We start from the raw sequence: 25731 nt of genomic DNA, 5'->3' as shown, positions 1-25731 counted from the left end.
TCAGCGGGTTTCGTTGAACAGTTCGCGACCGATCAACATCCGCCGAATCTCACTGGTGCCCGCACCAATTTCGTAGAGCTTGGCGTCACGCAACAGGCGCCCGGCGGGGAATTCGTTGATATAGCCATTGCCGCCCAGAATCTGGATCGCATCCAGGGCCATTTGCGTGGCGCGCTCGGCGCTGTAGAGGATCACGCCCGCGGCGTCCTTGCGCGTGGTCTCGCCACGCTCGCACGCCTGGGCCACCGCGTAGAGGTAGGCGCGGCTGGCGTTGAGTTGGGTGTACATGTCGGCGACCTTGCCCTGGATCAACTGGAATTCGCCGATGCTCTGGCCGAACTGCTTGCGGTCGTGGATGTAGGGCACGATCAAGTCCATGCATGCCTGCATGATCCCGGTAGGCCCTCCGGAGAGCACCACGCGCTCGTAGTCCAGGCCGCTCATCAACACTTTCACGCCGCCATTGAGCACGCCGAGGATGTTTTCTTCGGGTACCTCGACGTCGTCGAAAAACAGCTCGCAGGTGTTGGAGCCGCGCATGCCCAGCTTGTCGAATTTATTGCTGCGGCTGAAGCCTTTCCAGTCGCGCTCAACGATGAAGGCGGTGATGCCGTGGGGGCCTTTTTCCAGGTCCGTCTTGGCGTAGATCACATAGGTATGGGCGTCCGGGCCGTTGGTGATCCAGGTCTTGCTGCCATTGAGTACGTAATGGTCGCCGCGCTTGTCGGCGCGCAGTTTCATCGACACCACGTCGGAACCGGCATTCGGCTCGCTCATGGCCAGGGCGCCGATGTGCTCGCCGCTGATCAGCTTGGGCAGGTACTTGAGTTTTTGTGCGCGGTTGCCGTTGCGGTTGATCTGGTTGACGCACAGGTTGGAGTGCGCCCCGTAGGACAACGCCACCGAGGCCGAGCCACGGCTGATTTCTTCCATGCTCACCACATGGGCCAGGTAACCCAGGCCGGCACCGCCGTATTCCTCGGGCACGGTGATGCCCAGCAGGCCCATGTCGCCGAACTTGCGCCACAGGTCGGCGGGGAACAGGTTGTCGATGTCGATCTGGGCCGCGCGCGGTGCGATCTCCTTGGCCACGAAGGACTGCACCTGGTCGCGCAGCATGTCGATGGTCTCGCCGAGGGCGAAGTTCAGGGACGGGTAACTCATGGACAGGCACCTTAATGTGAGCTTTGTTGTTGTGTGGGCGGGGCGCGGGAGGAGGGCGCTCACCTTTACGTTAACGTAAGCTTGCGTTACGGCGCTGTCAATCGTAGTTTACGTATACGTCAACCTACAAAAAAGATAACAGGGGTCGTTATGGATCAACTGCACCCGAGCTACAGCCGTGGCTCCCAGGACAAGACCTTGCTGGCCATGACCATTGGCCAGGCATTCGATCACACCGTTGCGCAGTATCCAGATGGCGAAGCCTTGGTGGTGCGCCACCAGCAGCGGCGCTACACCTGGCGGCAGCTGGCCGAGACGGTTGAGCTGCACGCCCGCGCGTTCCTCGCCCTGGGTATGCAAACCGGTGACCGCCTGGGTATCTGGGCGCCTAACTGTGCCGAGTGGCTGATCTGCCAAGTGGCAAGCGCCAAGCTCGGGGTGATCCTGGTCAATATCAACCCGGCCTATCGCAGCAGCGAATTGGACTACGTGCTCAAACAATCCGGCTGTCAATGGCTGGTGTGCGCCGGCTCGTTCAAAAGCTCCGATTACCACGCCATGCTCCAGGCGCTGAAGCCCGAGCTGCGCGGCCTTCTCAGCCTGGACCCCAGCCCGCCGCCTGAATTCATGCCCTGGTCGCAGTTGGCGGCCCTTGGCGCAGGCGTGCCGCCCGAGCAACTGCAAAGCCGTCAGGCCAGCCTGCATTTCGATCAACCTGTGAATATCCAGTACACCTCCGGCACCACCGGCTTCCCCAAGGGCGCCACCCTCAGTCACCACAACATCCTCAATAACGGTTACATGGTCGGTGAAAGCCTGGGCCTGACGGCAGGGGACCGCCTGGTGATCCCAGTGCCGCTGTACCACTGCTTCGGCATGGTCATGGGCAACCTCGGTTGTATCACCCACGGCACCACCATGATCTACCCCAATGACGGCTTCGACCCGTTGCTGACGCTGAGCGCCGTCGCCGAAGAACAAGCCACCGGCTTATATGGCGTGCCGACCATGTTTATCGCGCTGCTCGATCACCCACGCCGGGCCGAGTTCGAGGTGTCCAGCCTGCGCACCGGGATCATGGCCGGGGCCACATGCCCGATCGAGGTGATGCGTCGGGTCATTCATGAGCTGCACATGGCAGAGGTGCAGATTGCCTATGGCATGACTGAAACCAGCCCGGTGTCGCTGCAGACCGGCGCAGATGACGATATCGAACGGCGTGTCACCACGGTGGGCCGCACCCAACCGCAACTGGAAACCAAGATTGTCGACGAGGCCGGTAACACCGTGGCCCGTGGCGTGATCGGTGAACTGTGCACCCGGGGCTACAGCGTGATGCTGGGTTACTGGAACAACCCTGAAGGCACCCGTGAGGCCATCGACGATGCCGGCTGGATGCACACCGGTGACCTGGCGACCATGGATGAGGAGGGTTACGTGTGCATTGCCGGGCGTAACAAGGACATGATCATTCGTGGGGGGGAGAACGTTTACCCGCGGGAGCTGGAAGAGTTTTTCTTTACTCACCCGGCGGTGGCGGACGTGCAGATCGTTGGCATCCCGGATGAGCGTTATGGCGAAGAGATTGTTGCCTGGATCAAGTTCCATCCCGGTCAGGTGGCCAATGAGTTGGAGTTGTTGAGCTGGTGCAAGGACCGCATCGCCCATTTCAAGACGCCCAGGTATTTCAAGATCGTGGATGAGTTTCCGATGACGGTGACGGGCAAGATTCAGAAATTTCGGATGCGCGAGATTTCCATCCAGGAGCTGCAAGCGCGCTGACAACGTCAAACCCTGGGAGCTGGCTTGCCTGCGATGGCGGCCTGACTGCCGGCCCACATCTACCTGATACCCCGCGAACCTGCTGTGCCACCCAAATAGTGAAACCCAGAAAGCACAAAGGGGACCCGAAGGTCCCCTTTAATTTGTCGTTGCGTGCTCTTTTCTTATTATTGAGGGGCGGCCTGTTGTTGTTTTTGGTAGCCGTGGCCCGTACCGCTTTTTTTGGCGACCCCCATCCGGGGTCAAGAGCAAACGTATTTTTTTGAACGCTGACCTGCTTCTTCGTAAACGATCCAACCAGTGGGTAGCTACCTGAGGTAGTTTTATTTTTCTCTATCCGGTTGCGGGTTTCGGCATGCCGTACCCTGGGAAGCACATCTTCTCCAAAAAAATCTGTTAGCTGCGTCTCTGCCGTGTTGTTTTTGTTATGTCAGAGTCGTTTCGTCTTATTTTTATTAGGTTTGGCGCTTTTTATTCTTGTTATGCCATAGAGATAGCAGAAGGCGTGCCAACTTTTTAAAAGCCTTTAAAATCAACGAGTTGGTTTTTTGTCAGTATTTTCTTTCAGTTTGCACGGCGGATTTTGTTCCCGCGTTACCCGTTATGCCGGGAAGCGGTAACACATTCTCACAGCTGTGCTACTCACCTGCGTTACGCACCTTCGCCACGCGGGAACCCGTAGGCCGTCCCAGCACCTGGCTGATCTGCTGGCCGGCGCCAATCAAGCGTTCCAGGTCGATGCCCGTGTCGATGCCCAGGCCGTTGAGCAGGTACAGCACGTCCTCGGTGGCGACGTTACCGCTGGCGCCTTTGGCGTAAGGGCAGCCGCCCAGGCCTGCGATTGAGCTGTCGAACACCGTGATGCCTTCCAGCAGGCTGGCGTAGATGTTAGCGATGGCCTGCCCGTAGGTGTCATGGAAATGCCCGGCCAGCTTGTCCCGTGGCACTTGGGCGCCGACCACTTCGAACAGGCGCCGGGTAGCGCCCGCCGTGCCGGTACCGATGGTGTCGCCCAGGGACACTTCATAGCAGCCCATGGCATACAGCTCGCGGGCGACGGCCGCCACTTGCTCCGGGGCGATCTCGCCTTCATAGGGGCAACCCAGCACACAGGACACATAACCGCGCACGCTGACGCCGTGCTGCTTGGCGGCGGCCATGATCGGTGCGAAGCGCTCCAGGCTTTCGCTGATGGAACAATTGATATTGCGCTGCGAGAACGCCTCGGACGCCGCCGCAAACACCGCGACTTCCTTGACCCCGGCCGCCAGCGCATCCTCGAACCCACGCAGGTTCGGTGCCAGTGCGCCATAGGTCACGCCGGGCTTGCGCTGGATCTGCGCAAACACTTCGGCTGAACCTGCCATTTGCGGCACCCATTTGGGCGAGACAAAACTACCGACTTCGATATAGCTCAAGCCAGCGGCGCTCAACGCGTCTACCAATCGGACTTTATCCGCCACGCTGATGGGCTGGGCTTCGTTCTGCAAACCGTCGCGCGGGCCGACTTCAACCAGGCGTACGTGGGAGGGGAGGGACATGGCAGTTACCTTCTGTTCAATGGCCGGCTTGGCTGATGGTCTGCGCCAGGGCCTGGGTGCAACGCTCTTCAGCGGTGTCCAGTTCCAGCTTCATCTGTTCGATATCCAGCAGTTGTTGTTCCAGCTGTTCACGGCGTTCGGCGATCTTGGCCAGCATGCTGTTGAGTTGGATCTGGTTGCCGCCGGTGGGGTCGTAGAGTTCGATCAGTTCGCGGCATTCGGCCAGGGAGAAGCCGATGCGCTTGCCACGCAGGATCAGCTTGAGGCTGACCTTGTCCCGCGCCGAGTAAATGCGCTCCTGGCCCCGACGTTCGGGGGCCAGGAGGCCTTGTTCTTCATAGAAACGAATGGCGCGGGTGGTGATGTCAAGCTCGCGGGCGAGGTCGGAGATGCTGTAGGTGGTGCTCATGGCGGTGCTCAAGGAAGTCTTGGCGCTAAGCTAATTGCAGGTTGACGTAAACGTCAAGGCTGCTGGGCTTTCTTTTCCTGGGCCGTCACCTGCTGGCACAACTCGATCATCTGTTCACGCATCCAGCGGTTCGCCGGGTCCTGGTCGGTGCTTTCGTGCCAGTACAAATGGGTTTCCACCGGCGGCAAGTTGTTGACCGGCAAATGGAACCAGTGCAGTTCATGACGGCGAGCGAAACGCTCGGGCACGGTCATCACCATGTCGGTCTGTTGCAGCACCTGGGAGGCCATCAGGTAATGCTGGGAACGCAGGGCGATCTTGCGCTGAATGCCCATCTTGCCCAAGGCCAGGTCCACATAGCCCAAACCGTTGCGGCGGCTGGAAATATGGATGTGAGTCAGTGAGAGGTAATCATCCAGCGTGAATTTATCCTTGCCCGCCATCGGGTGGCCCTTGCGCATGGCACACACGTAGCGGTCTTCCATCAGCTTGACGTGACGCACCTGCGGGTCGGTATTGAGCGGCGCATCCACGGCAAAATCCAGGCGCCCGGCGGCCAGTTCCTTGGTGGTTTCGCGGCGTTTGGACAGGAAACTCTCGATCACCACGGTCGGCGCCAGGCGACGCAGGCGCTGGAACAGCAGCGGCAGGATCACGGCCTCGGTCAGGTCGGTCATGCTGATGCGGTAGGTCTTGGCCGCCTGCTGCGGGTTGAAGATGCGGCTTTCCTGCACCGACACGCGCAACAACGACAACGCATTGCGCACCGGGCCGATAATATTCTGCGCCATGGGCGTGGGCACCATGCCTTGGGCGGTGCGCACGAACAGCGGGTCGTTGAAGGTCTCGCGCAACCGTGCCAGGGCGTTGGACACCGCCGGCTGGGTGATACCGACGATCTGCCCGGCGCGGGTCAGGTTGGCTTCGGTGTAGATCGCATCAAAGACGATGAAGAGGTTGAGATCGACCTTGCTCAGATTCATTTCGTTGCGCTCTTATTGTGAGGTGCTCATACGCCGATCATATATCGGTGATGAATGTTAATACACGGCGAGAATAGGTTAGGTAAATTATGAGCGCTGTTCTAGCATCGAATGCATGACCTAAACAACCTCTCAGAGAAGGGAGCTGCTCATGGATTTCGCCTATTCGCCCAAGGTTCAGGAACTGCGTGAACGCGTCACTGCGTTCATGGACGCTTATGTCTACCCAGCCGAACCGGTGTTCGAACGCCAAGTCAGCGAAGGTGATCGCTGGCAGCCCACGGCAATCATGGAAGAGCTCAAGGCCAAGGCGAAGGCCGAGGGCTTGTGGAACCTGTTCCTGCCGGAATCCGAACTGGGCGCCGGCCTGAGCAACCTGGAATACGCACCCTTGGCGGAAATCATGGGCCGCTCGTTGCTGGGCCCGGAGCCATTCAACTGCTCCGCTCCCGACACCGGCAATATGGAAGTGCTGGTGCGCTACGCCAACGAAGAACAGAAGCAGCGTTGGCTCGAACCCTTGCTGCGCGGCGAGATTCGCTCGGCTTTTGCCATGACCGAACCGGACGTGGCGTCCTCGGACGCCACCAACATGGCCGCCCGCGCCGAACGCCAGGGCGACGAGTGGGTGATCAACGGCAAGAAGTGGTGGACCTCCGGCGCCTGCGACCCGCGCTGCAAGATCCTGATCTTCATGGGCCTGAGCAACCCCGATGCACCGCGTCACCAGCAGCACTCGATGATCCTGGTGCCGGTCGATACCCCAGGTGTGAAAATCCTGCGGCCGCTGCCGGTATTCGGTTACGACGATGCGCCCCACGGCCATGCCGAAGTGCTGTTCGACAATGTGCGCGTGCCTTATGAAAACGTGTTGCTGGGCGAAGGCCGTGGCTTCGAGATCGCCCAGGGCCGCCTTGGCCCTGGCCGTATCCACCACTGCATGCGTTCGGTCGGCATGGCCGAACGGGCATTGGAATTGATGTGCAAACGCTCGGTCAGCCGCACCGCATTCGGCAAGCCCTTGGCGCGATTGGGCGGCAATATCGACAAGATCGCCGACTCACGCATGGAAATTGACATGGCGCGCCTGTTGACCTTGAAAGCGGCGTACATGATGGACACCGTGGGTAACAAAGTGGCGAAAAGCGAAATCGCCCAGATCAAGGTGGTGGCGCCGAATGTGGCCTTGAAGGTCATCGACCGCGCGATCCAGATGCACGGCGGCGCCGGGGTGTCCAATGATTTTCCGCTGGCCTATATGTACGCCATGCAACGCACCCTGCGCCTGGCCGACGGCCCGGACGAAGTGCACCGTGCGGCGATTGGCAAGTTCGAGATTGGCAAATATGTGCCGCGGGAATTGATGCGCGGCGGGCAGTAACACCGCGTCGCCGATGAGCGTTCCCACGCTCTGCGTGGGAACGCCTCCCGTGACGCTCTGCGTCACCCTCTCAAGAGCGGACGCGGAGCGTCCAGAGCGGCATTCCCACGCGGAGCGTGGGAACGGTCCTCAGTACACCCAAACCTCCACTCGCCGATTCTTGATCCGGCCTTCATCCGCAGTATTGGCCGCCACCGGCATCTGCGCGCCAAACCCGCGAATATCCTTGAGCACCACGCCGCTCTTGACCAGCTCTCGGCGCACTGCCATCGCCCGCAACTTCGATAGCAGCGCCGCACGTTGCGGATCATTCTTGGTATCGCCAAACCCCACCAGCGTCACCTGTTTATTCAGCTTGCCGTGGCTTCTGATATAGGCGACCACCCGCTGCACATCCTGGCGCGCTTTATTGTCGAGGCTGGCGCTGCCCTCGTCGAAGCGAAAATTCACCGTCAGGCGCTGAGCGTCTCGGGCGATGGCCTGGTAATCGTCGGGCATCGGCGGGCGCGGCGCGACACCGATCGCTTGCACCTGCTGGGCGATGAAGCCATTGGCAGCCACAATCGCCTGGCCCTTGCTGCCTTGGGAAAACTCCACCAACGCCTTGGCCCATGGGTTGCGGGAAGAGGGCGGCAAGTAGAAGAACAGCCGACGTGACAGCGGGTAATCCTCGGTGGCGATCAGGCTGGTCAGCGGCAACATCGGTTGCGAGTCGCCGTCGACAATCGCCACCGCCTTGGCCTGGCGCACAGAGGGCAGGCCGATAAAACCGATGCCCTGGGGGTCCTGGCTCACCGCATCGGACAGCTGTTCGCTGGATTCAAAGCGCTTGGCCGAGGGTGCAAGCGGTTGGCCGCGGCGGCTCAGCACCAGTTCGCGGAAGGTGTCGAAGGTGCCGGATTGATCATCCCGGGCATATAAATGAATGGGCCCGCCTGTACCTCCCAGCGCCTCCCAGGTGCTGACCTCGCCGTTGAAGATCTGCGCCAATTGTTCGGTGTTCAGGGTACTGAGTGAGTTACGCGGGTTGACGATGATTGCCAGGCCATCGATGGCGATCACATGCTCGGCGCCTGGGCTTTTCAAGTCCCCCAGGGGATCGAGGTCCACCAGCTCGCTGTCTTTGATCGGGCGGGACGCTGCGGCGAGGTCGGCGCGGTTGTTTTTCAGCGCCGCAAAGCCGGTGCTGGAACCGTGGGCCGCGACCTCGATCGTGACCGTCTGGCCTTGGCGTGTCTTGCCGACCACGCGCTGCTCATTCACCCCGGCACCCGGTTCAGCACGCACATCCTGCAAGCCCTGATACTCCATCAAGCCTTTGACCAGCGCCGGGCCGAGTGCCGCGCCGATGGTGTTGGAGCCCTGGATGCACAGGGCCGGGCCTTGGTCGGGAATGGACAGAGGGGCCGCCACGGCGGGGAGTGCGATTGCAAAACACAGGAACAGAACGCGCAGCATCATGCCGGCACCTTCTCAAACCGAGGGAGTGCCGGGAGATTAAGTCAGTTGGATTGCAGTCATATGACTGACACAACACAAATCAACTGTGGGAGCTGGCTTGCCTGCGAAAGCGTGAGTGCAGCAGCAGGTGCGGTGACTGACACACCGCCTTCGCGGGCAAGCCCGCTCCCACATTCAGATCTTCACCAAGCCAACTGTCAGCTCAGTTCCAACCAGATCGGCGCATGGTCCGACGGTTTCTCCAGCCCACGCAAATCATAATCCACCCCGGCGTCCTTGACCCGTGGCACCAACCCGGTGGACGCCAAGATCACGTCGATGCGCAGCCCGCGCTTGGGCTCGTCCTCAAAGCCACGGCTGCGGTAATCGAACCAACTGAAACGGTCGGTCACGTCCGGGTTGAGGTGGCGGAAGCTGTCGACCAGGCCCCAGTTCTTCAAGCGTGCCATCCACTCGCGTTCTTCCGGCAGGAAGCTGCACTTGCCGGTTTTCAGCCAGCGCTTGGCGTTGTCGGCGCCAATGCCGATGTCGCAGTCCTCTGGGGAAATGTTCACGTCGCCCATCACCACCAGTGCCTGGTCATTGCTGAACTGGGTTTCCAGCAAGTGCTGCAAGTCTGCATAGAAGCGCTTTTTGGCCGGGAACTTGGTTGGGTGGTCGCGGCTTTCGCCCTGGGGGAAGTAGCCGTTCATGATGGTCACTGGGTGGCCGTTTTCATCGGCGAAGGTGCCCCAGATAAACCGACGCTGGGCGTCTTCTTCATCGCTGGCAAAGCCTTTGTGCACGCTCAACGCTTCTTTGCGCGAGAGCAGGGCCACGCCGTAGTGGCCTTTCTGCCCGTGGTAGTACACGTGATAACCCAGGGCCTGCACTTCGGCCAACGGGAACTGATCATCGTGGACCTTGGTTTCCTGCAAACCGATCACGTCCGGTTGATGCTTTTCAATCAGCGCCGCCAACTGATGAGGGCGAGCACGCAGCCCGTTGATATTGAAGGAGACGATTTTCATGGTCGGCAGTCCAGTCTGGCAAAAGGGCGATGCTAGCCGACAAGTCGGACGGGGGCCAGCGTGGCGGTAGGGTGAATGCGCTGCTAAGGTGGGAACGACTGGAGCTGTGCAGGTTCGTACCCATAAGAACGCCATGTTTGAGTGGCGCCCAGGGAGATTGATTGTTATGCCAGACACTTCGACGGCCACTGCCGAAATCCGCCTGCTCAATAGCGGCTACTCCCGGGAAGCGCGATCCCTGCTGTACCAGGCGTATCGCCATGAGCCGACCTTCGCCTATATTTTCGAAGCCGAGCGGCCGGGCTATGAGCAGCGAGTACGTGCCACTGTGCGCGAACTGGTCAAGCAGCATTTCTTCCAGAAACTTCCGGCCATCGGCCTGTTCGTCAACGACCGGCTGATCGGCATCGCCCTGATTGCACCGCCGCAACGGCGCCTGGGCATCACCGAAAGCTGGGCCTGGCAAATCCGCATGTGGCTGAGCACGGGCGTGCGCGGTACGCGGCGTTACCTGGAATACCATCATGCCGTCATGGCGTGCCTGCCCAACGAGTCTGTGCATGTGCTGCCGTTGCTGGGCATTCACCCGCAGTTTCAGGGCAAGCACCATGGTGAGCAGTTGCTGGAAGCGGTACACAATTGGTGTGCCGACGACCCGCATTCATCCGGCGTGGTGCTCGACACCGGCAACTCCCGTTACCTGGATTTCTACAAGCGCCAGGGCTATGAGGAAATCGGCGAAGTCGCCGTAGGGCCGGTGCGCGAGCATGTGTTTTACCATCCCAATCCCCAGGCGTTACATCCTGCAACGGCTTAGAACAGAATTATTCAGACTAATCCTGGTTCAAAGTTCCTCCCTCGCTCGTGTAGCATCCGCGCCTATGAAGTTTCCAGGAAGATTTACCAGCGGCTTGATTCTGCTGTTCACAAGCTGCGGCGCATTGGCGCAAAGCGAACTGGACGTGCGGATCAAACCCTCAAACGACGCGCTGAAAGCCAACATCGAAGGCTATATCGGCGGTGTGGGCGATCGTGATGAAGAAGCCTTGCTGCGGTTCAGCCGTGGCGCCGAGGAGCAGGCGCGCAAAGCCGCGCAGGCCTTGGGCTACTATCAGCCACAGATTGCCAGCGAGGTGAAGGGCGGCAAGAACCCGCGCCTGACCCTCACCATCGACCCCGGCGAACCGGTGCATTTGCGCGACGTGACTCTGCGGGTCGATGGCCCGGCTGCGAGCCTCAAGGCCTTTCGCGTGCCCGCCAGCGACGACCTCAAATCCGGCGCCGTGCTCAACCACGGCCATTACGAAGACGCCAAGCGCCTGATCCAGAACCAGGCCTCGCGCTACGGTTTTTTCAGCGGGCGCTTCACCAGCCAGAAACTTGCCGTAGACCCTCAAGCGGGCGTGGCCGACATCGAACTCATTTACGACAGCGGCCCGCGCTACAGCATGGGCAAGGTCAGCTTTACGGGCGACACGCCCTTTGATGAAGAGCTGTTGCAGCGCATGGTGCCGTTCAAACCCGGCACGCCCTATGACTCCGAACTGGTCGCCGAACTCAATCAGAACCTGCAAGCCAGCGGCTTCTTTGAAGGCGTGCGCGTCGACGCCAGCCCCACCGCCGCCACCGATGACGTGATCCCGGTGGCGGTGCAACTGGACACCCGCAAGCCGCGCACCATGGGCCTGGGCCTGGGTTACTCCACCGACGTCGGCCCACGGGGCAAAGCCAACTGGACGCGCCATTGGGTCAACCCCCAGGGCCACAGTTATGGCTGGGAAGCTGAACTGTCGGCGCCGCGGCAGAACGTCGGGCTGTGGTACGACATCCCGCTCGACCCGCCGCTCACCGACAAACTGCGCTTTGCCGGCGGCTATCAGAACGAAGAGATCGCCAACACCGACACCTTGAGCAAGCTGCTCACCATCGGCCCCGAATGGCACAGCAAGTTGCCCAGTGGCTGGACGCGTGTGATCTCCCTCAAGTACCAACGCGAGGAATACCGCCTGGGCAATGACTCGGGCCTGAGTAACCTGCTGATGCCCGGCGTGAGTTATTCCTACCTGCGCAGTGACAACCGCATCGACCCGCACCATGGTTACCGCCTGATGTTCGACACCAAGGTCGCCAAAGAGGGCCTGGGGTCCGACACCAACCTGCTTTACGGCACGGCCACCGTCAAAGGCCTGACCACCTTGTGGGACAACCACCGCTTCCTGGGCCGTGCGCAATTTGGCGGCAGTGCCACCAATGGCTACAAATCCGTGCCGCCGTCGCTGCGCTTCTTCGCCGGTGGTGACCAGAGCGTGCGCGGTTACGAGTACCAGACGCTGTCGCCCGAGAACGATAGGGGCGACCGCATCGGTGGCCGCTACATGGTGGCCTTGAGCGCCGAGTATCAATATTCCATCACCGACAAATGGCGTATCGCGACTTTTATCGACCAGGGCAACTCGTTTAACAACCTCGACCTGCCGAGCCTGAAAACCGGCGTGGGCGTCGGCGTGCGCTGGGTCTCCCCGGTGGGGCCGATTCGCCTCGACCTGGCCCATGCCCTCGAAGATCCGGGCGGCGTTCGCTTGCACTTTTCCATGGGGCCTGAGCTGTGATGCGTGGTTTGAAAATAGCGGGGCTGGCGCTGTTCGCCATCCTCGCCTTGCTGTTGTTGGCGCTGTGTTCAGTGCTTGGCACCCAGGCGGGCAGTCGCTGGGCCTTGGGCCAGGTGCCAGGTTTGAGCGTGGAAAATTTCCAGGGGCGTCTGGACGGGCAGTGGAGCGCCGACCATCTGCTGTGGCAGCAGGATGGCAGCCGCGTCGAGTTGAATGCGCCAAAGTTTGACTGGTCGCCCGGCTGCCTGCTTCGCATGACCCTTTGCATCGACCAATTGGATGTGGAACAGGTCAGCCTGGAATTTGCGCCCAGTACCGACGAAAGCAGCAGCGGTCCGATCCAATTGCCTGAGCTCAAGCTGCCGGTTGCGATCCAGTTGGGCGATGTGCGCATCGGTCGCCTGCTGTTCAACGGCAGCGAAGAACTCAAGGGCCTGCAACTGGCGGCGCATTGGACTGGCGCCGGTATGCAGATCGACTCGGTACATTTACAACGCGACGACCTGGTGCTGGACCTCGCCGGCCTGCTGCAACCCACCGGCGACTGGCCGCTGAACGCCACCGGCAACCTCAGCCTGCCCTACGCCCCAGGCGGTGTTCCCTGGAGCGTTGCGCTCAAGATCGATGGCGACCTGCTCAAGACCCTCAAGCTCGACGCCGACAGCAGCGGCTACCTGCCCGCCAAGCTCACTGGCGAGCTGCAACCCCTGGTGGAAAACCTACCGGCGCAGGTGCACATCACCTCCGAATCGTTCAAACCCAGCGCAGACCTGCCAGATACCCTGCAACTCAACCAACTGGACCTGAGCGCCGAAGGTGACCTGAGCAATGGTTACCAATTGCTGGGTAAAGCCGTGCTACCGGCCGAAAAAGGCCCGGTGGATTTACTGCTCAAGGGCAAGGTTGACGCCAAGGGCGCGCAGATCGCCGGTCTGGACCTGACGGCCGGCGACAAGCAAAGCCTCAAGCTCAGTGCCAACCTGGACTGGCAGCAAGGCTTCAGCGCGGACGCCAAGATCGACTGGCTGGATTTTCCCTGGCACCGCCTCTATCCGCTCATCGACGAACCGCAAGTGGCCTTGCGCACCTTCAACGGTGAAATCTCCTATAAAGACGGCAACTACCTGGGCAATCTCAAGGCTGACCTCGACGGCCCGGCGGGCAAGTTCAATGTGGTCACCCCCTTCAGTGGCGACCTCAAGCAGGTCTTCCTACCTGAGCTGAAACTGAGTGCCGGCCAAGGCAAGGCCGAAGGCCACCTGAACCTGCAATTTGCCGACGGCATTGCCTGGGACACCGCCCTGGATCTGTCGGCGCTGAACCCCGCCTACTGGGTCGCAGAGTTGCCCGGCACCCTGGCCGGGCCGCTGCGCAGCAAAGGCGAGTTCAAGAACGAACAGCTCAAGCTCAACGCCGACCTGGACCTCAAGGGTCGCCTGCGCGGCCAAACCGCCGTGCTCGCCGCCAAGGCCGAAGGCGCCGGCGAACAATGGACCCTCGCCAACCTGGACATCCGCCTGGGCGACAACCGCATCAACGGCAGCGGCAGCCTGCAACAGCGTCTGGCCGGGCAGATCGACATCAAGCTGGCGCGCCTGGCCCAGCTCTGGCCGCAACTGCGTGGGCAAGTCAACGGGCGTGTCGAGGTGGCCGGCACCTTGAAAGCCCCTCAAGGCAAGCTCGACCTCAAGGGCCAGCAACTGGCCTTTGCCGACAACCGCCTGCAAAGCCTCAACCTGGACGCCAACCTCGATAGCGCCCAACGCGCCAAGCTCGACCTCAAGGCCAGCGGCATTCAAAGCGGCGAGACGCAAGTTGGCAACCTCACCGCCAGCGCCCAGGGCGATATCAAGAGCCAGAAGGTCCAACTGGCCCTGACTGGCCCGCTGGTCAAGCTGGCCCTGGCATTGGATGGCAACCTCGACAAAGACAACTGGCGCGGGCGCCTGGCCAGCGGCGACGTGCAAGCCGGTGGCCAGGACTGGCGGCTGCAAGCCCCGGCGAAGATCGAACGCCTGGCCGATGGCAAGCTGACCTTTGGCGCGCACTGCTGGGTCTCCGGCGGCGCCAGCCTGTGTGGCGAAGACCAGCGCCTGATGCCCGAGCCGAAGTTGCGTTACCACCTCAAGCAATTCCCCCTCGACAGCCTCGCGGGGTTCTTGCCCAAAGACTTCGCCTGGCAGGGCAGGCTCAACGCCGATGTGCAACTGGACCTGCCCCAGAGCGGCCCAAAAGGTGTGGTCGCGGTGGACGCCAGTGGCGGCACCCTGCGCGTGCGCGACAAGGGCCAGTGGCTGGATTTCCCCTACGACACCCTGAAACTGGAAACCACTCTCAACCCCAAGCGCATCGACACCCAGCTGAATTTCCGTGGCGGCAAGCTCGGCGAGCTGTTGTTGCAGGCGCAGATCAACCCGTTGCCGAACAACAAGCCGATCACTGGCACGTTCAGCCTCACCGGCCTGGACCTCGCCGTCGCGCGGCCCTTTGTGCCGATGGTGGAAACGCTCAACGGCAAACTCAACGGCAATGGCCGTATCTCCGGCGGCTTGCTCGCGCCCCTGGTCAACGGCAACCTGAACCTTGTGGACGGCGAAGTCTCCGGGCCGGAACTGCCCATCAGCCTCGAGGGCCTGAACCTGCAGGCGCAAATCGCCGGCGAAAGCGTGCAGCTCAACGGCGGCTGGCACAGCGGCAAAGCCGGGCAGGGCAGCCTCACGGGGCAGATCGACTGGGGCCGTGCCCTGGTGGTTGACCTCAGCCTCAAAGGCTCGCAACTGCCGGTCGCCGTGGAGCCCTACGCCAAGCTGGAAGTGGCCCCCGACCTGAAGATCAGCCTCAAGGACGACAAGCTGGCGATTGCCGGTAAAGTCCACATCCCCCGTGGCGACATCACCGTACGCGAACTGCCGCCTTCGACGGTCAAGGTGTCCGACGACACCGTGATCATCGGCAGCCAGACCGAAGAGGGCAAAGCGCCGATGGCCATGGCCATGGATATCGACGTGGAGGTAGGCGAAGACCAGCTCAACTTCGCCGGCTTCGGCCTCACCGCCAAGGTCCAGGGCCATGTGCATATCGGCGACAACATGGACACCCGCGGCGAGCTGTGGCTCAACGACGGCCGCTACCGCGCCTACGGCCAACGCCTCAACGTGCGCCGTGCACGGCTGTTGTTTGCCGGGCCGCTGGACCAACCGTTCCTGGATATCGAAGCTGTGCGCGTGGTGGTCGAATCGTCGCGCACCGTGACCGCTGGGATTCGCCTGAGCGGCAGCGCCGAACAACCCACCACGCAGATCTTTTCCGAGCCGGCCATGGCCCAAGAAGATGCGTTGTCATACCTGGTGCTGGGCCGTTCGCGAACCAACACCGGCGAAGACAACAACATGCTCGCCGAAGCCGCCTTGGGCCTGGGCTTGATGGGCAGCGCGGGGGTGACCTCGGACATTGCCAACAAGCTGGGGATTCAGGACTTTGATCTGGACACCCAAGGCACTGGCAACAGTACGGCGGTGGTGGCCAGCGGCAAGATCAACGAGAAGCTCAGCCTGCGTTATGGGGTAGGGGTGTTCGAGCCGGCCAATACCATTGCCTTGCGCTACCTGCTGAGCAAGAAGGTGTACCTGGAAGTGGCGACGGGTGTGGCAAGCTCTCTGGATATCTTCTACAAGCGCGATTTCTGACCGGTATCCGGTAAAAATGTGGGCGGGGGCTTGCCCCCGATAGCGGTGGGTCAGCTACAAACAAGTTGACTGACATACTGTTATCGGGGGCAAGCACCCTCCCACATTTTGGTTTTCATTTCACTCCAGCCTTCGACCAACTACCAAGCAACCTAATTATTCCATTTGACATTCGCTGCCTAAGCAGTAACATCTCGTCACACATTCACTGCCTAGGCAGTAATAAGGTGACTTTCGATGCCTCACTTCACCCCTGACAACTTTCACAACTGCCACCTCGGCCTGTTGCTGGGCCGCGCCGCGATTCTCAAGGACCGCATCATCGACACCCATATGGAACCCCACGGCATCACCGCCGCGCAGTTCAAGGTGTTGATCATCATGGCCCAGTTCGGCGTCGATACCCCGGCGGAGCTGTGCCGCAACCTGTCCCTGGACAGCGGTTCGATGACGCGCATGCTCGACCGGCTGGAGCAAAAAGACCTGCTCAGCCGCAAGCGCTCCGAGCTGGATCGGCGCCAGGTGCAGTTGGTGTTGACCGCCGAGGGCCAGCGCCTGGCGGACATGCTCCCGCACATTGGCGCCAAGGCGCTCAACCAGCTGGCCGGTGTGCTTGAGCCGGGCGAGCTAGAAACCCTGGAGCGCATCCTGAAAAAAATGCTGATCGCTGCGGGTGACCCCATCACGATCCAGCGGGTAGGTCGATCATGAACACTCGCGCACTCAGCCTGGTGCTGGCGGCGATGACGTTGGCCGGTTGCGCCAATTACAGCGGCCTCGACACCCAAGGCCAGCGCCTCGACGCCAACACCCTGCACACCGGCAAGTCCCTGAGCGGGGTGACGCTGTCGAGCGCCGCCTGGCCGGCCGCTGACTGGTGGAAAAGCCTGGGCGACCCTCAGCTTGACGGCCTGATCCAGGAAGCCCTGCAAAACAGCCCCGACATGCAAGTCGCCGACGCCCGTGCGCATCAGGCCGAAGCCGCCGCCTATGCCGCCAACGCCGCGCGTATGCCGACCGTGGATGCCAGCGCCGGCGTGAGCCGTTCGCGCCTGGCCAAGGATCAGGACCCACGCGGGCAGGGCGATGCCTATTCGACGGTGCGCAACATCGGCGCCAGCTTCAATTACAACTTCGACCTCTGGGGCGGCCAGCGCGCCGCCTGGGAAGCGGCGTTGGGCGAGGCCCGTGCTGCCGAAGTCGACCAGCAGGCCGCGCGCCTGACACTGGCCGCGAACGTGGCCAAGGCCTACAGCGACCTGGGCCAGGCGCATATCGTGCGTGACCTGGCCGTCGATGACCTCAAGCGTACCCGCCAGATGCTCGACCTGAGCAAGCGCCGCCTGAGTTCCGGTATCGACAGCGAGTACCAGTTCCAGCAGACCGAGAGCCTGGAAGCCAGTTCTCAGTCGCAACTGATTGATGCGGAAAAACAACTGCAAAGCGCCAAGATCGCGTTGGCTGTGTTGCTCGGCAAAGGCCCGGACCGCGGTGACGAGTTGGCGCGCCCAGCGGTGCTCAAACCCAGCGCCGTGGCCGTGCCGGCGGTGTTGCCTGCCGAGCTGCTCGGCCGTCGTCCGGACCTGGTCGCCGCACGCTGGCGCGTAGAGGCCGCGAGCAAGAACATCGATGCCAGCAAGACCCGCTTCTACCCCAACCTCAACCTGAGCGCGAGCGCCGGTGCCGAGTCGTTGCTGGGCGATGCGATGTTCGGTTCGGCCAGCCGCTTCTTCAATATCGCACCGACGATTTCGCTGCCGATTTTTGACGGCGGCCGCCTGCGCGCCGACCTCGATGCCCGCGACGCCGACTACGACCTGGCCGTGGCCCAGTACAACAAAACCCTGGTGCAAGCCTTGGGTGATATCGGCAACAGCCTGTCCCAACTGCGCGACACCGGGCGGCAGATCCAGGCCCAGCAACATGCCGCTGACATCGCCCAGCAGTCCTACGACACCGGGGTGCAACGCTACAGCTCAGGCATCGGTAACTACCTGGATGTGCTCAGCATCGAACAGCAATTGCTACAGGCCCAGCGTCAGTTGGCCACCCTGAATGCGGCGCAGATCGACCTGTCGATTCAACTGATGCAGGCCCTGGGTGGCGGGTATCACGCCAACAGCGTGGCCGCGACCACCCCAGCTACACGCACGGAATAATTTGAGGTATTTGTCATGGCCACTGCCGAAAGCACCAACGCAACCGAACAACCCAAAGACACCAACCCGCGCAAACGCAAAGTGATGCTGATCGGCCTGGCGCTGATCGTCATCCTCAGTGTGGTGGGCGTGTGGGCCTGGTATGAGTTCTACGGGCGCTTCAATGAGAGCACCGACGACGCCTATGTGAACGGCAACGTGGTGGAGATCACCCCGCTGGTCACCGGCACCGTGGTCAGCATCGGCGCCGACGATGGTGACCTGGTCCATGAAGGCCAGGTGCTGATCAACTTCGACCCCAACGACGCCGCCGTCGGCCTGCAGAGTGCCCAGGCCAACCTGGCCCGCACCGTACGCCAAGTGCGCGGTTTGTACAGCAACGTCGATGGCATGAAAGCCCAAGTCAATGCGCAGAAAGCCGATGTGCAAACCGCCCAGGACAACTACAACCGCCGTAAAACCCTGGCCCAGGGTGGCGCGATTTCCCAGGAAGAACTGTCCCACGCTCGCGACAGCCTGACCGCTGCCAAGAACGCCTTGACCAACCTTGAGCAACAACTCAAAACCACCAATGCCCTGGTGGATGACACGGTGATTTCGTCCCATCCCGATGTGCAAGCGGCCGCCGCGCAACTGCGCCAGGCGTACCTGACCAATGCCCGCAGCACCTTGATCGCGCCGGTCACCGGCTATGTGGCCAAGCGCACCGTGCAACTGGGCCAGCGCGTCCAGCCGGGCACGGCGCTGATGGCGGTGATCCCGCTGGACCAGCTGTGGATCGACGCCAACTTCAAGGAAACCCAACTGCGGGATATGCGCATCGGCCAGCCGGTGGATATCGAGTCGGACATCTACGGCAGCGACGTCAAGTACAGCGGCACCGTCGACAGCCTCGGCGCCGGCACCGGCAGCGCGTTCGCCTTGTTGCCTGCACAGAACGCCACCGGCAACTGGATCAAGATCGTGCAGCGGGTACCCGTGCGCATCCACATCAATGCTGAAGAGCTGGCCAAGCATCCGCTGCGCGTGGGCTTGAGCACCGTGGTGAATGTAGACCTGCACGACCAGAGCGGCCCGGTGCTGGCGCAACAAGCGCCGCAAAAAGCCTCGTTCACCACCAACGTGTATGACCGCCAACTGGCCGAAGCCGATGCCATGATCAACCAGTTGATCCATGACAACAGCGTCGCCGCTCCCAAGGCTGCGCAACGCTGATGAGCAATAACGCCTCGTTCACGCCACCCAGCCTGTTGATGGCCACTATTGGCCTGTCGCTGGCGACCTTTATGCAGGTGCTCGACACCACCATCGCCAACGTGGCGTTGCCGACCATCTCCGGCAACCTGGGGGTGAGTTCGGAGCAGGGCACCTGGGTGATCACCTCGTTTGCGGTGAGCAACGCCATCGCCTTGCCGCTCACCGGTTGGTTGAGCCGGCGCTTTGGCGAGGTGAAGCTGTTTTTGTGGGCGACCCTGCTGTTTGTGCTGGCGTCGTTCCTGTGCGGTATTTCCACCTCGATGCCTGAGTTGATCGGCTTTCGGGTGCTGCAAGGCTTGGTCGCCGGGCCGTTGTACCCGATGACCCAGACCTTGTTGATTGCGGTCTATCCACCGGCCAAGCGCGGTATGGCTCTGGCGTTATTGGCGATGGTCACGGTGGTCGCGCCGATTGCCGGGCCCATCCTCGGCGGCTGGATCACCGACAGCTACAGTTGGCCGTGGATCTTTTTCATCAACGTGCCCATCGGTATCTTCGCGGTGATGGTGGTGCGTGCGCAGCTGAAAAAGCGCCCGGTGGTCACCAGTTACCAGCCGATGGACTACGTTGGGCTGCTGAGCCTGATCGTCGGTGTGGGAGCCTTGCAGATCATCCTCGACAAGGGCAATGACCTGGACTGGTTCGAGTCCAACTTCATCATCATCGGTGCGGCCATTTCGGTGATCGCCCTGGCGGTGTTCGTGATCTGGGAGATGACCGACAAGCACCCGGTGGTCAACCTGCGGCTGTTCGCGCACCGTAACTTCCGGATCGGCACCATTGTGTTGATCCTTGGTTATGCGGGCTTTTTCGGCATCAACCTGATCCTGCCGCAGTGGCTGCAAACCCAGATGGGCTACACCGCCACCTGGGCCGGGTTGGCAGTGGCGCCCATCGGCATTTTGCCGGTGCTGATGTCGCCATTCGTGGGCAAGTACGCGCACAAGTTTGACCTGCGCCTGCTGGCGGGCCTGGCATTCCTGGCGATTGGCTTGAGCTGCTTCATGCGCGCCGGTTTCACCAACGAAGTGGACTTTACCCACATCGCCATGGTGCAGCTGTTCATGGGCATCGGCGTGGCGCTGTTCTTCATGCCGACCTTGAGCATTCTGATGTCCGACCTGCCGCCGCACCAGATTGCCGACGGCGCGGGGCTGGCGACCTTCCTGCGTACATTAGGCGGCAGTTTCGCGGCGTCGCTGACCACCTGGATCTGGATCCGCCGGGCCGACCAGCACCATGCCTACATGAGCGAGAACATGACCGTCTACGACTCGACCACCCGCGATGCGTTGCAGGCGCTGGGTGGGGCAGGGCAGAAGGCCTATACCCAACTGGACCAGATTCTCACCAGCCAGGCGTACATGATGTCCACCGTGGATTACTTCACGTTGCTAGGGTGGATGTTCATGGGCTTGATGTTGCTGGTGTGGCTGGCCAAGCCGCCGTTTACCGCAAAGGCCGGGCCGGCGGCATCGGGGCACTGATCCGCAAAAGTTGGAATGCAATCAAGTGTGGGAGCTGGCTTGCCTGCGATGCAGACACCTAGGTGTATCAGATGCACCGAGGTGATGCTATCGCAGGCAAGCCAGCTCCCACAGGTTGATCGTTGTTGTGGCAGAGATTCAGGCGCCAGGCAGCGCGAGCTGCGGGTTGACGAAATCAAACGCCGCCAGTTGAAAGCCTTGCTCCTCCACCTGCAACGCCCAGCCTTGCTTGTCCCAGTCCCCCAGCACAATGCGCTTGGCCGCCTGGTCGCCGATCTGCAGCTTATGGATGGCGGGGCGGTGGGTATGGCCGTGGACCAGGGTGCGCACGCCGAACTGCTGCATCACCCGTGGCACTTCTTCAGGGGTGACATCGACAATGTCGTTGGCCTTCATGCGCACCTGGGCGCTGCTCTCACTGCGCAATTTGCGCGCTAGCTTGTGGCGGGTGCCCAAGGGCAGGTGGCGCAGGATAAACAGTACAACCGGGTTACGCAGGATGCGCCGCAGCTTCATATAGCCGAGGTCGCGGGTGCAGAGGCTGTCGCCGTGCATCAACAGCACAGGCTCGCCATACAACTGCACGACCGTCGGGTCCTTGAGCAAGGTAGCGCCTGCCGCTTTGCAGAACGCCTTGCCGATCAGGAAATCACGGTTGCCGTGCATGATGAAAATCGGGGTGCCGCTGTCGCTCAGCTCGCGTAGAGCCGCGCAGATGGAACGCTGGAAGGGGGTCATGCCATCGTCGCCAATCCAGGCTTCGAAGAAGTCCCCCAGAATGTACAGCGCCTGGGCACCACGGGCGCGGCCATGGAGCAGATCCAGAAACGCCCGGGTAATGTCCGGGCGTTCCTCTTCCAGATGCAAGTCTGAAATCAGCAATATCACGCTTCGATGATCTCGGCTTTCTCGACGATCACGTCTTCGGCTGGAACGTCCTGGTGACCGGCCTTGGAGGTGGTGGATACGCCTTTGATCTTGTCGACAACGTCAGTGCCTTGGGTGACTTTACCGAACACCGCGTAGCCCCAACCCTGCACGTTCTTGCCGCTGTGGTTCAGGAAGGCGTTGTCGGCGACGTTGATGAAGAACTGCGCGGAGGCCGAATGCGGCTCCATGGTACGGGCCATGGCGACGGTGTACTTGTCGTTGGAAAGGCCATTGTCCGCTTCGTTCTGGATGCTTGGACGCTTGTCTTTCTTCTCTTTCATGCCAGGCTCGAAACCGCCGCCCTGGATCATGAAGTTGCCGATGACACGGTGGAAAACGGTGTTTTCGTAGTGGCCGGCTTTCACGTATTCAATGAAGTTGGCGACGGTGATCGGCGCTTTCTCGGCGTTCAGCTCGATGACGATGTCACCGTGGTTGGTGGTCAGTTTGACTTGAGTCATGTTCACTACTCTTTTCAGGGAATTCGTGGGTGTGGGCGCCTGGGCACCTTACCTGTCTGGCTAAACGACGGCCAAGGCGCGCAGTTTAGCGTGCCCTGCGGGAATTTCGAGGTGGTTTTTTACCGCCCGGGCAATTAATTGGCCGCGCTCTGTATGTGTCTTGACTGCTTCGGCTATTATGAGCCCTTTGTTTTATCTGGCCCCACCTGGCCATGCACCTGTCTGTTCAAGGATCCTATGAGCAAGCCCACTGTCGACCCTACCTCGAATACCAAGGCCGGACCTGCCGTCCCGGTCAATTTCCTGCGCCCGATCATCCAGGCGGACCTGGATTCGGGCAAGCACACGCAGATTGTCACCCGTTTCCCGCCAGAGCCCAACGGCTACCTGCACATCGGCCACGCCAAGTCGATCTGTGTGAACTTCGGCCTGGCCCAGGAGTTCGGTGGCGTCACGCACCTGCGTTTCGACGACACCAACCCGGCCAAGGAAGACCAGGAATACATCGACGCCATCGAAAGCGACATCAAGTGGCTGGGCTTCGAATGGTCCGGTGAAGTGCGCTATGCCTCCAAGTATTTCGACCAGTTGTTCGACTGGGCCGTCGAGCTGATCAAGGCCGGCAAGGCTTATGTGGACGACCTGACCCCGGAGCAGGCCAAGGAATACCGTGGCACGCTGACCGAGCCGGGTAAGAACAGCCCGTTCCGCGACCGTTCGGTAGAAGAGAACCTGGACTGGTTCAACCGTATGCGCGCCGGCGAATTCCCGGACGGCGCCCGCGTGCTGCGCGCCAAGATCGACATGGCCTCGCCGAACATGAACCTGCGTGACCCGATCATGTACCGCATCCGCCATGCCCATCACCACCAGACCGGTGACAAGTGGTGCATCTACCCGAACTACGACTTCACCCACGGTCAGTCGGACGCCATCGAAGGCATCACCCACTCCATCTGCACCCTGGAGTTCGAAAGCCATCGCCCGCTGTACGAATGGTTCCTGGACAGTCTGCCGGTTCCGGCGCACCCGCGTCAGTACGAGTTCAGCCGCCTAAACCTGAACTACACCATCACCAGCAAGCGCAAGCTCAAGCAACTGGTGGATGAAAAACACGTGCATGGCTGGGACGACCCGCGCATGTCCACCCTGTCGGGCTTCCGTCGCCGTGGCTACACCCCGGCGTCGATCCGCAACTTCTGCGACATGGTCGGCACCAACCGCTCCGACGGCGTGGTCGATTTCGGCATGCTCGAATTCAGCATCCGTCAGGACCTGGATGCCAATGCACCGCGCGCCATGTGCGTGCTGCGTCCGTTGAAAGTCGTGATCACCAACTACCCGGAAGGCCAGGTCGAGAACCTCGAACTGCCGCGCCACCCGCAGAAAGAAGAGCTGGGCGTGCGCAAATTGCCATTCGCCCGCGAAATCTACATCGACCGTGACGACTTCATGGAAGAGCCGCCCAAGGGCTACAAGCGCCTGGAGCCGAATGGCGAAGTGCGCCTGCGCGGCAGCTACGTGATCCGTGCGGACGAAGCGATCAAGGACGCCGATGGCAACATCGTTGAACTGCGTTGCTCGTACGATCCGGACACCCTGGGCAAGAACCCTGAAGGCCGCAAGGTCAAGGGTGTGGTCCACTGGGTACCGGCCGCTGCCAGCATCGAGTGCGAAGTGCGCCTGTACGATCGTCTGTTCCGCTCGCCGAACCCTGAGAAGGCGGAAGACAGCGCGAGTTTCCTCGACAACATCAACCCTGACTCCCTGCAAGTACTCACTGGTTGTCGTGCCGAGCCATCGCTTGGCGACGCACAGCCGGAAGACCGTTTCCAGTTCGAACGCGAAGGCTACTTCTGCGCGGATATCAAGGACTCGAAACCTGGTGCTCCGGTATTCAACCGTACCGTGACCTTGCGAGATTCGTGGGGCCAGTGATTTAAGGGAAACATCGTGCTAACGATCTACAACACGCTCAGCAAGACCAAAGAAATCTTCAAGCCGCTGGACGGCAACAAGGTGCGCATGTACGTGTGCGGCATGACCGTGTACGACTACTGCCACATCGGCCACGGCCGCAGCATGGTTGCCTTCGACCTGGTGACCCGCTGGTTGCGTTTCAGTGGCTATGACTTGACGTACGTGCGCAACATCACCGACATCGACGACAAGATCATCAACCGTGCCAACGAAAACGGCGAGTCGTTCGATGCGCTGACCGAGCGCATGATCGCCGCCATGCACGAGGACGAGGCGCGCCTCAACATCCTCAAGCCGGACATGGAACCGCGTGCCACGGACCACATCCCGGGCATGCACGCGATGATCCAGACCTTGATCGACAAGGGCTACGCCTACGCCCCAGGCAACGGCGACGTGTACTACCGCGTCGCCAAGTTCATGGGCTACGGCAAGCTGTCGCGCAAGAAGATCGAAGACCTGCGCATCGGCGCGCGGATCGAAGTCGACGAAGCCAAGCAGGACCCGCTCGACTTCGTACTGTGGAAAGGTACCAAGCCGGGCGAGCCGAGCTGGGAGTCGCCGTGGGGCGCCGGGCGTCCGGGCTGGCACATCGAATGCTCGGTGATGTCCACCTGCTGCCTGGGCGAGACCTTCGACATTCATGGCGGCGGCAGCGACCTTGAGTTCCCGCACCACGAAAACGAAATCGCCCAGAGCGAAGCCGCCACCGGCAAGACCTACGCCAACGCCTGGATGCACTGCGGCATGATCCGCATCAATGGCGAGAAGATGTCCAAGTCCTTGAACAACTTCTTCACCATCCGCGACGTGCTGGAAAAGTACCACCCGGAAGTGGTGCGTTACCTGCTGGTGTCGAGCCACTACCGCAGCGCCATCAACTACTCCGAAGACAACCTCAAGGACGCCAAGGGCGCTTTGGAGCGTTTCTATCACGCGTTGAAAGGCCTGCCCGCGGTGGCACCTGCAGGCGGCGAAGCCTTCGTGGCACGTTTCACCGAAGTGATGAACGACGACTTCGGCACCCCGGAAGCCTGCGCCGTGCTGTTCGAGATGGTGCGCGAGATCAACCGCTTGCGCGAGACCGATATCGACGCAGCGGCGGGCCTGGCGGCGCGCCTTAAAGAACTGGCCAGCGTGCTGGGCGTGTTGCAGATGGAAGCCGATGACTTCCTGCAAGCGGGTGCCGAAGGGCGTGTGGATGCCGCTGAGGTAGATGCACTGATCCAGGCGCGTCTGGCGGCTCGCACCAATAAAGACTGGGCGGAATCCGACCGTATCCGCGACCAACTGACCGCGATGGGTGTGGTGTTGGAAGACGGCAAGGGTGGGACGACGTGGCGGTTGGCTGACTGACCGTTGAAAGCTGCACGCTGAATAAAAAACGCCCCGACTGGTTCGGGGCGTTTTTTTGCACTCTCGTTCCCACGC

General features: G+C 61.3%; 19 protein-coding genes. 11 read left to right on the top strand and 8 right to left on the bottom strand.

Annotation, left to right across the window (positions count from 1 at the left end; translation table 11 throughout):
• Nucleotides 1-1164 (bottom strand): isovaleryl-CoA dehydrogenase, encoded by a 1164-nt coding sequence (locus tag BOP96_RS16910; protein ID WP_073453419.1) that lies wholly within the window; start codon nt 1162-1164, stop codon nt 1-3.
• Between the two features lie 150 nt (nt 1165-1314).
• Between BOP96_RS16910 and BOP96_RS16905 the strand changes: the two genes are divergently transcribed.
• The gene (locus BOP96_RS16905; RefSeq protein WP_019819446.1) at nt 1315-2946 is read left to right on the top strand and encodes an AMP-binding protein; all 1632 of its coding nucleotides are present in this window, start codon (nt 1315-1317) and stop codon (nt 2944-2946) included.
• Nucleotides 2947-3584: 638 nt separating this feature from the next.
• Here BOP96_RS16905 and BOP96_RS16900 read toward each other — a convergent pair.
• From BOP96_RS16900 to BOP96_RS16890, 3 genes are read right to left on the bottom strand one after another with little or no spacing between them, the layout of a single operon-like run.
• Nucleotides 3585-4487: a hydroxymethylglutaryl-CoA lyase gene (locus BOP96_RS16900; protein WP_014718953.1), complete on the bottom strand. Its 903-nt coding sequence runs from the start codon at nt 4485-4487 to the stop codon at nt 3585-3587.
• A 16-nt stretch (nt 4488-4503) separates the two neighbouring features.
• On the bottom strand, nt 4504-4896 hold the full coding sequence (locus BOP96_RS16895; RefSeq protein WP_003192195.1) for a MerR family transcriptional regulator: 393 nt from the start codon (nt 4894-4896) through the stop codon (nt 4504-4506).
• Between the two features lie 53 nt (nt 4897-4949).
• The gene (locus tag BOP96_RS16890; RefSeq protein ID WP_073453416.1) at nt 4950-5879 is read right to left on the bottom strand and encodes a LysR family transcriptional regulator; all 930 of its coding nucleotides are present in this window, start codon (nt 5877-5879) and stop codon (nt 4950-4952) included.
• A 151-nt stretch (nt 5880-6030) separates the two neighbouring features.
• Here BOP96_RS16890 and BOP96_RS16885 point away from each other — a divergent pair, with 151 nt between their 5' ends.
• Nucleotides 6031-7260: an acyl-CoA dehydrogenase gene (locus BOP96_RS16885; protein WP_014718951.1), complete on the top strand. Its 1230-nt coding sequence runs from the start codon at nt 6031-6033 to the stop codon at nt 7258-7260.
• Nucleotides 7261-7389: 129 nt separating this feature from the next.
• On the opposite strand, the gene BOP96_RS16880 is transcribed toward BOP96_RS16885, so the two are convergent.
• Entirely contained in the window at nt 7390-8721 is a 1332-nt protein-coding gene (locus tag BOP96_RS16880) for a substrate-binding domain-containing protein (protein WP_073453414.1), read from the bottom strand.
• A gap of 197 nt (nt 8722-8918) precedes the next feature.
• Nucleotides 8919-9731, bottom strand: coding sequence for an exodeoxyribonuclease III (gene xthA / locus BOP96_RS16875; RefSeq protein ID WP_073453412.1), 813 nt, complete (start codon nt 9729-9731; stop codon nt 8919-8921).
• A gap of 166 nt (nt 9732-9897) precedes the next feature.
• Between xthA and BOP96_RS16870 the strand changes: the two genes are divergently transcribed.
• From BOP96_RS16870 to BOP96_RS16840, 7 genes are all read left to right on the top strand, one after another.
• Entirely contained in the window at nt 9898-10548 is a 651-nt protein-coding gene (locus tag BOP96_RS16870; protein ID WP_014718948.1) for a GNAT family N-acetyltransferase, read from the top strand.
• Between the two features lie 64 nt (nt 10549-10612).
• Nucleotides 10613-12340 (top strand): autotransporter assembly complex protein TamA, encoded by a 1728-nt coding sequence (locus BOP96_RS16865; protein WP_073453410.1) that lies wholly within the window; start codon nt 10613-10615, stop codon nt 12338-12340.
• A complete protein-coding gene (locus BOP96_RS16860; RefSeq protein WP_073453409.1) occupies nt 12340-16026 on the top strand; it encodes a translocation/assembly module TamB domain-containing protein in 3687 nt (1228 codons plus the stop codon). Before BOP96_RS16865 ends, BOP96_RS16860 begins: the two co-directional genes overlap by 1 nt.
• A 237-nt stretch (nt 16027-16263) precedes the next feature.
• On the top strand, nt 16264-16737 hold the full coding sequence (locus BOP96_RS16855) for a MarR family winged helix-turn-helix transcriptional regulator (RefSeq protein WP_014718945.1): 474 nt from the start codon (nt 16264-16266) through the stop codon (nt 16735-16737).
• A complete protein-coding gene (locus tag BOP96_RS16850) occupies nt 16734-18185 on the top strand; it encodes an efflux transporter outer membrane subunit (protein WP_020302330.1) in 1452 nt (483 codons plus the stop codon). Before BOP96_RS16855 ends, BOP96_RS16850 begins: the two co-directional genes overlap by 4 nt.
• Before the next feature lie 15 nt (nt 18186-18200).
• Nucleotides 18201-19400: an HlyD family secretion protein gene (locus tag BOP96_RS16845; RefSeq protein WP_014718943.1), complete on the top strand. Its 1200-nt coding sequence runs from the start codon at nt 18201-18203 to the stop codon at nt 19398-19400.
• Complete coding sequence (locus BOP96_RS16840) at nt 19400-20929, top strand: DHA2 family efflux MFS transporter permease subunit (RefSeq protein WP_003192178.1); 1530 nt, start codon at nt 19400-19402, stop codon at nt 20927-20929. Before BOP96_RS16845 ends, BOP96_RS16840 begins: the two co-directional genes overlap by 1 nt.
• Nucleotides 20930-21067: 138 nt before the next feature.
• On the opposite strand, the gene lpxH is transcribed toward BOP96_RS16840, so the two are convergent.
• Both lpxH and BOP96_RS16825 read right to left on the bottom strand, forming a co-directional pair.
• Nucleotides 21068-21817 carry a UDP-2,3-diacylglucosamine diphosphatase gene (gene lpxH / locus BOP96_RS16830; protein WP_073453405.1) on the bottom strand — a complete coding sequence of 250 codons (750 nt, stop codon included), beginning with the start codon at nt 21815-21817 and terminating at the stop codon, nt 21068-21070.
• Nucleotides 21814-22320 (bottom strand): peptidylprolyl isomerase, encoded by a 507-nt coding sequence (locus tag BOP96_RS16825; protein ID WP_014718940.1) that lies wholly within the window; start codon nt 22318-22320, stop codon nt 21814-21816. Before BOP96_RS16825 ends, lpxH begins: the two co-directional genes overlap by 4 nt.
• A 237-nt stretch (nt 22321-22557) precedes the next feature.
• On the opposite strand from BOP96_RS16825, the gene BOP96_RS16820 reads away from it, so the two are divergent.
• Nucleotides 22558-24258, top strand: coding sequence for a glutamine--tRNA ligase/YqeY domain fusion protein (locus BOP96_RS16820; RefSeq protein WP_003192174.1), 1701 nt, complete (start codon nt 22558-22560; stop codon nt 24256-24258).
• A 15-nt stretch (nt 24259-24273) separates the two neighbouring features.
• On the top strand, nt 24274-25656 hold the full coding sequence (cysS, locus tag BOP96_RS16815) for a cysteine--tRNA ligase (RefSeq protein WP_073453403.1): 1383 nt from the start codon (nt 24274-24276) through the stop codon (nt 25654-25656).
• Nucleotides 25657-25731 lie beyond the last annotated feature (75 nt).

The organism is Pseudomonas sp. FSL W5-0203 (genome assembly GCF_001896155.1).
Lineage (GTDB): Bacteria > Pseudomonadota > Gammaproteobacteria > Pseudomonadales > Pseudomonadaceae > Aquipseudomonas > Aquipseudomonas paracarnis.
Note: the sequence above shows the minus strand (reverse complement) of the source record. Positions and strands in the feature narration are given on the sequence as shown.

What these genes read in the sequence shown, in the direction of transcription:
- BOP96_RS16910 (WP_073453419.1), bottom strand. Translation starts at nt 1,164, where the DNA reads ATGAGTTACCCGTCCCTGAACTTCGCCCTCGGCGAGACCATCGACATG.
- BOP96_RS16905 (WP_019819446.1), top strand. Translation starts at nt 1,315, where the DNA reads ATGGATCAACTGCACCCGAGCTACAGCCGTGGCTCCCAGGACAAGACC.
- BOP96_RS16900 (WP_014718953.1), bottom strand. Translation starts at nt 4,487, where the DNA reads ATGTCCCTCCCCTCCCACGTACGCCTGGTTGAAGTCGGCCCGCGCGAC.
- BOP96_RS16895 (WP_003192195.1), bottom strand. Translation starts at nt 4,896, where the DNA reads ATGAGCACCACCTACAGCATCTCCGACCTCGCCCGCGAGCTTGACATC.
- BOP96_RS16890 (WP_073453416.1), bottom strand. Translation starts at nt 5,879, where the DNA reads ATGAATCTGAGCAAGGTCGATCTCAACCTCTTCATCGTCTTTGATGCG.
- BOP96_RS16885 (WP_014718951.1), top strand. Translation starts at nt 6,031, where the DNA reads ATGGATTTCGCCTATTCGCCCAAGGTTCAGGAACTGCGTGAACGCGTC.
- BOP96_RS16880 (WP_073453414.1), bottom strand. Translation starts at nt 8,721, where the DNA reads ATGATGCTGCGCGTTCTGTTCCTGTGTTTTGCAATCGCACTCCCCGCC.
- xthA (WP_073453412.1), bottom strand. Translation starts at nt 9,731, where the DNA reads ATGAAAATCGTCTCCTTCAATATCAACGGGCTGCGTGCTCGCCCTCAT.
- BOP96_RS16870 (WP_014718948.1), top strand. Translation starts at nt 9,898, where the DNA reads ATGCCAGACACTTCGACGGCCACTGCCGAAATCCGCCTGCTCAATAGC.
- BOP96_RS16865 (WP_073453410.1), top strand. Translation starts at nt 10,613, where the DNA reads ATGAAGTTTCCAGGAAGATTTACCAGCGGCTTGATTCTGCTGTTCACA.
- BOP96_RS16860 (WP_073453409.1), top strand. Translation starts at nt 12,340, where the DNA reads ATGCGTGGTTTGAAAATAGCGGGGCTGGCGCTGTTCGCCATCCTCGCC.
- BOP96_RS16855 (WP_014718945.1), top strand. Translation starts at nt 16,264, where the DNA reads ATGCCTCACTTCACCCCTGACAACTTTCACAACTGCCACCTCGGCCTG.
- BOP96_RS16850 (WP_020302330.1), top strand. Translation starts at nt 16,734, where the DNA reads ATGAACACTCGCGCACTCAGCCTGGTGCTGGCGGCGATGACGTTGGCC.
- BOP96_RS16845 (WP_014718943.1), top strand. Translation starts at nt 18,201, where the DNA reads ATGGCCACTGCCGAAAGCACCAACGCAACCGAACAACCCAAAGACACC.
- BOP96_RS16840 (WP_003192178.1), top strand. Translation starts at nt 19,400, where the DNA reads ATGAGCAATAACGCCTCGTTCACGCCACCCAGCCTGTTGATGGCCACT.
- BOP96_RS16825 (WP_014718940.1), bottom strand. Translation starts at nt 22,320, where the DNA reads ATGACTCAAGTCAAACTGACCACCAACCACGGTGACATCGTCATCGAG.
- BOP96_RS16820 (WP_003192174.1), top strand. Translation starts at nt 22,558, where the DNA reads ATGAGCAAGCCCACTGTCGACCCTACCTCGAATACCAAGGCCGGACCT.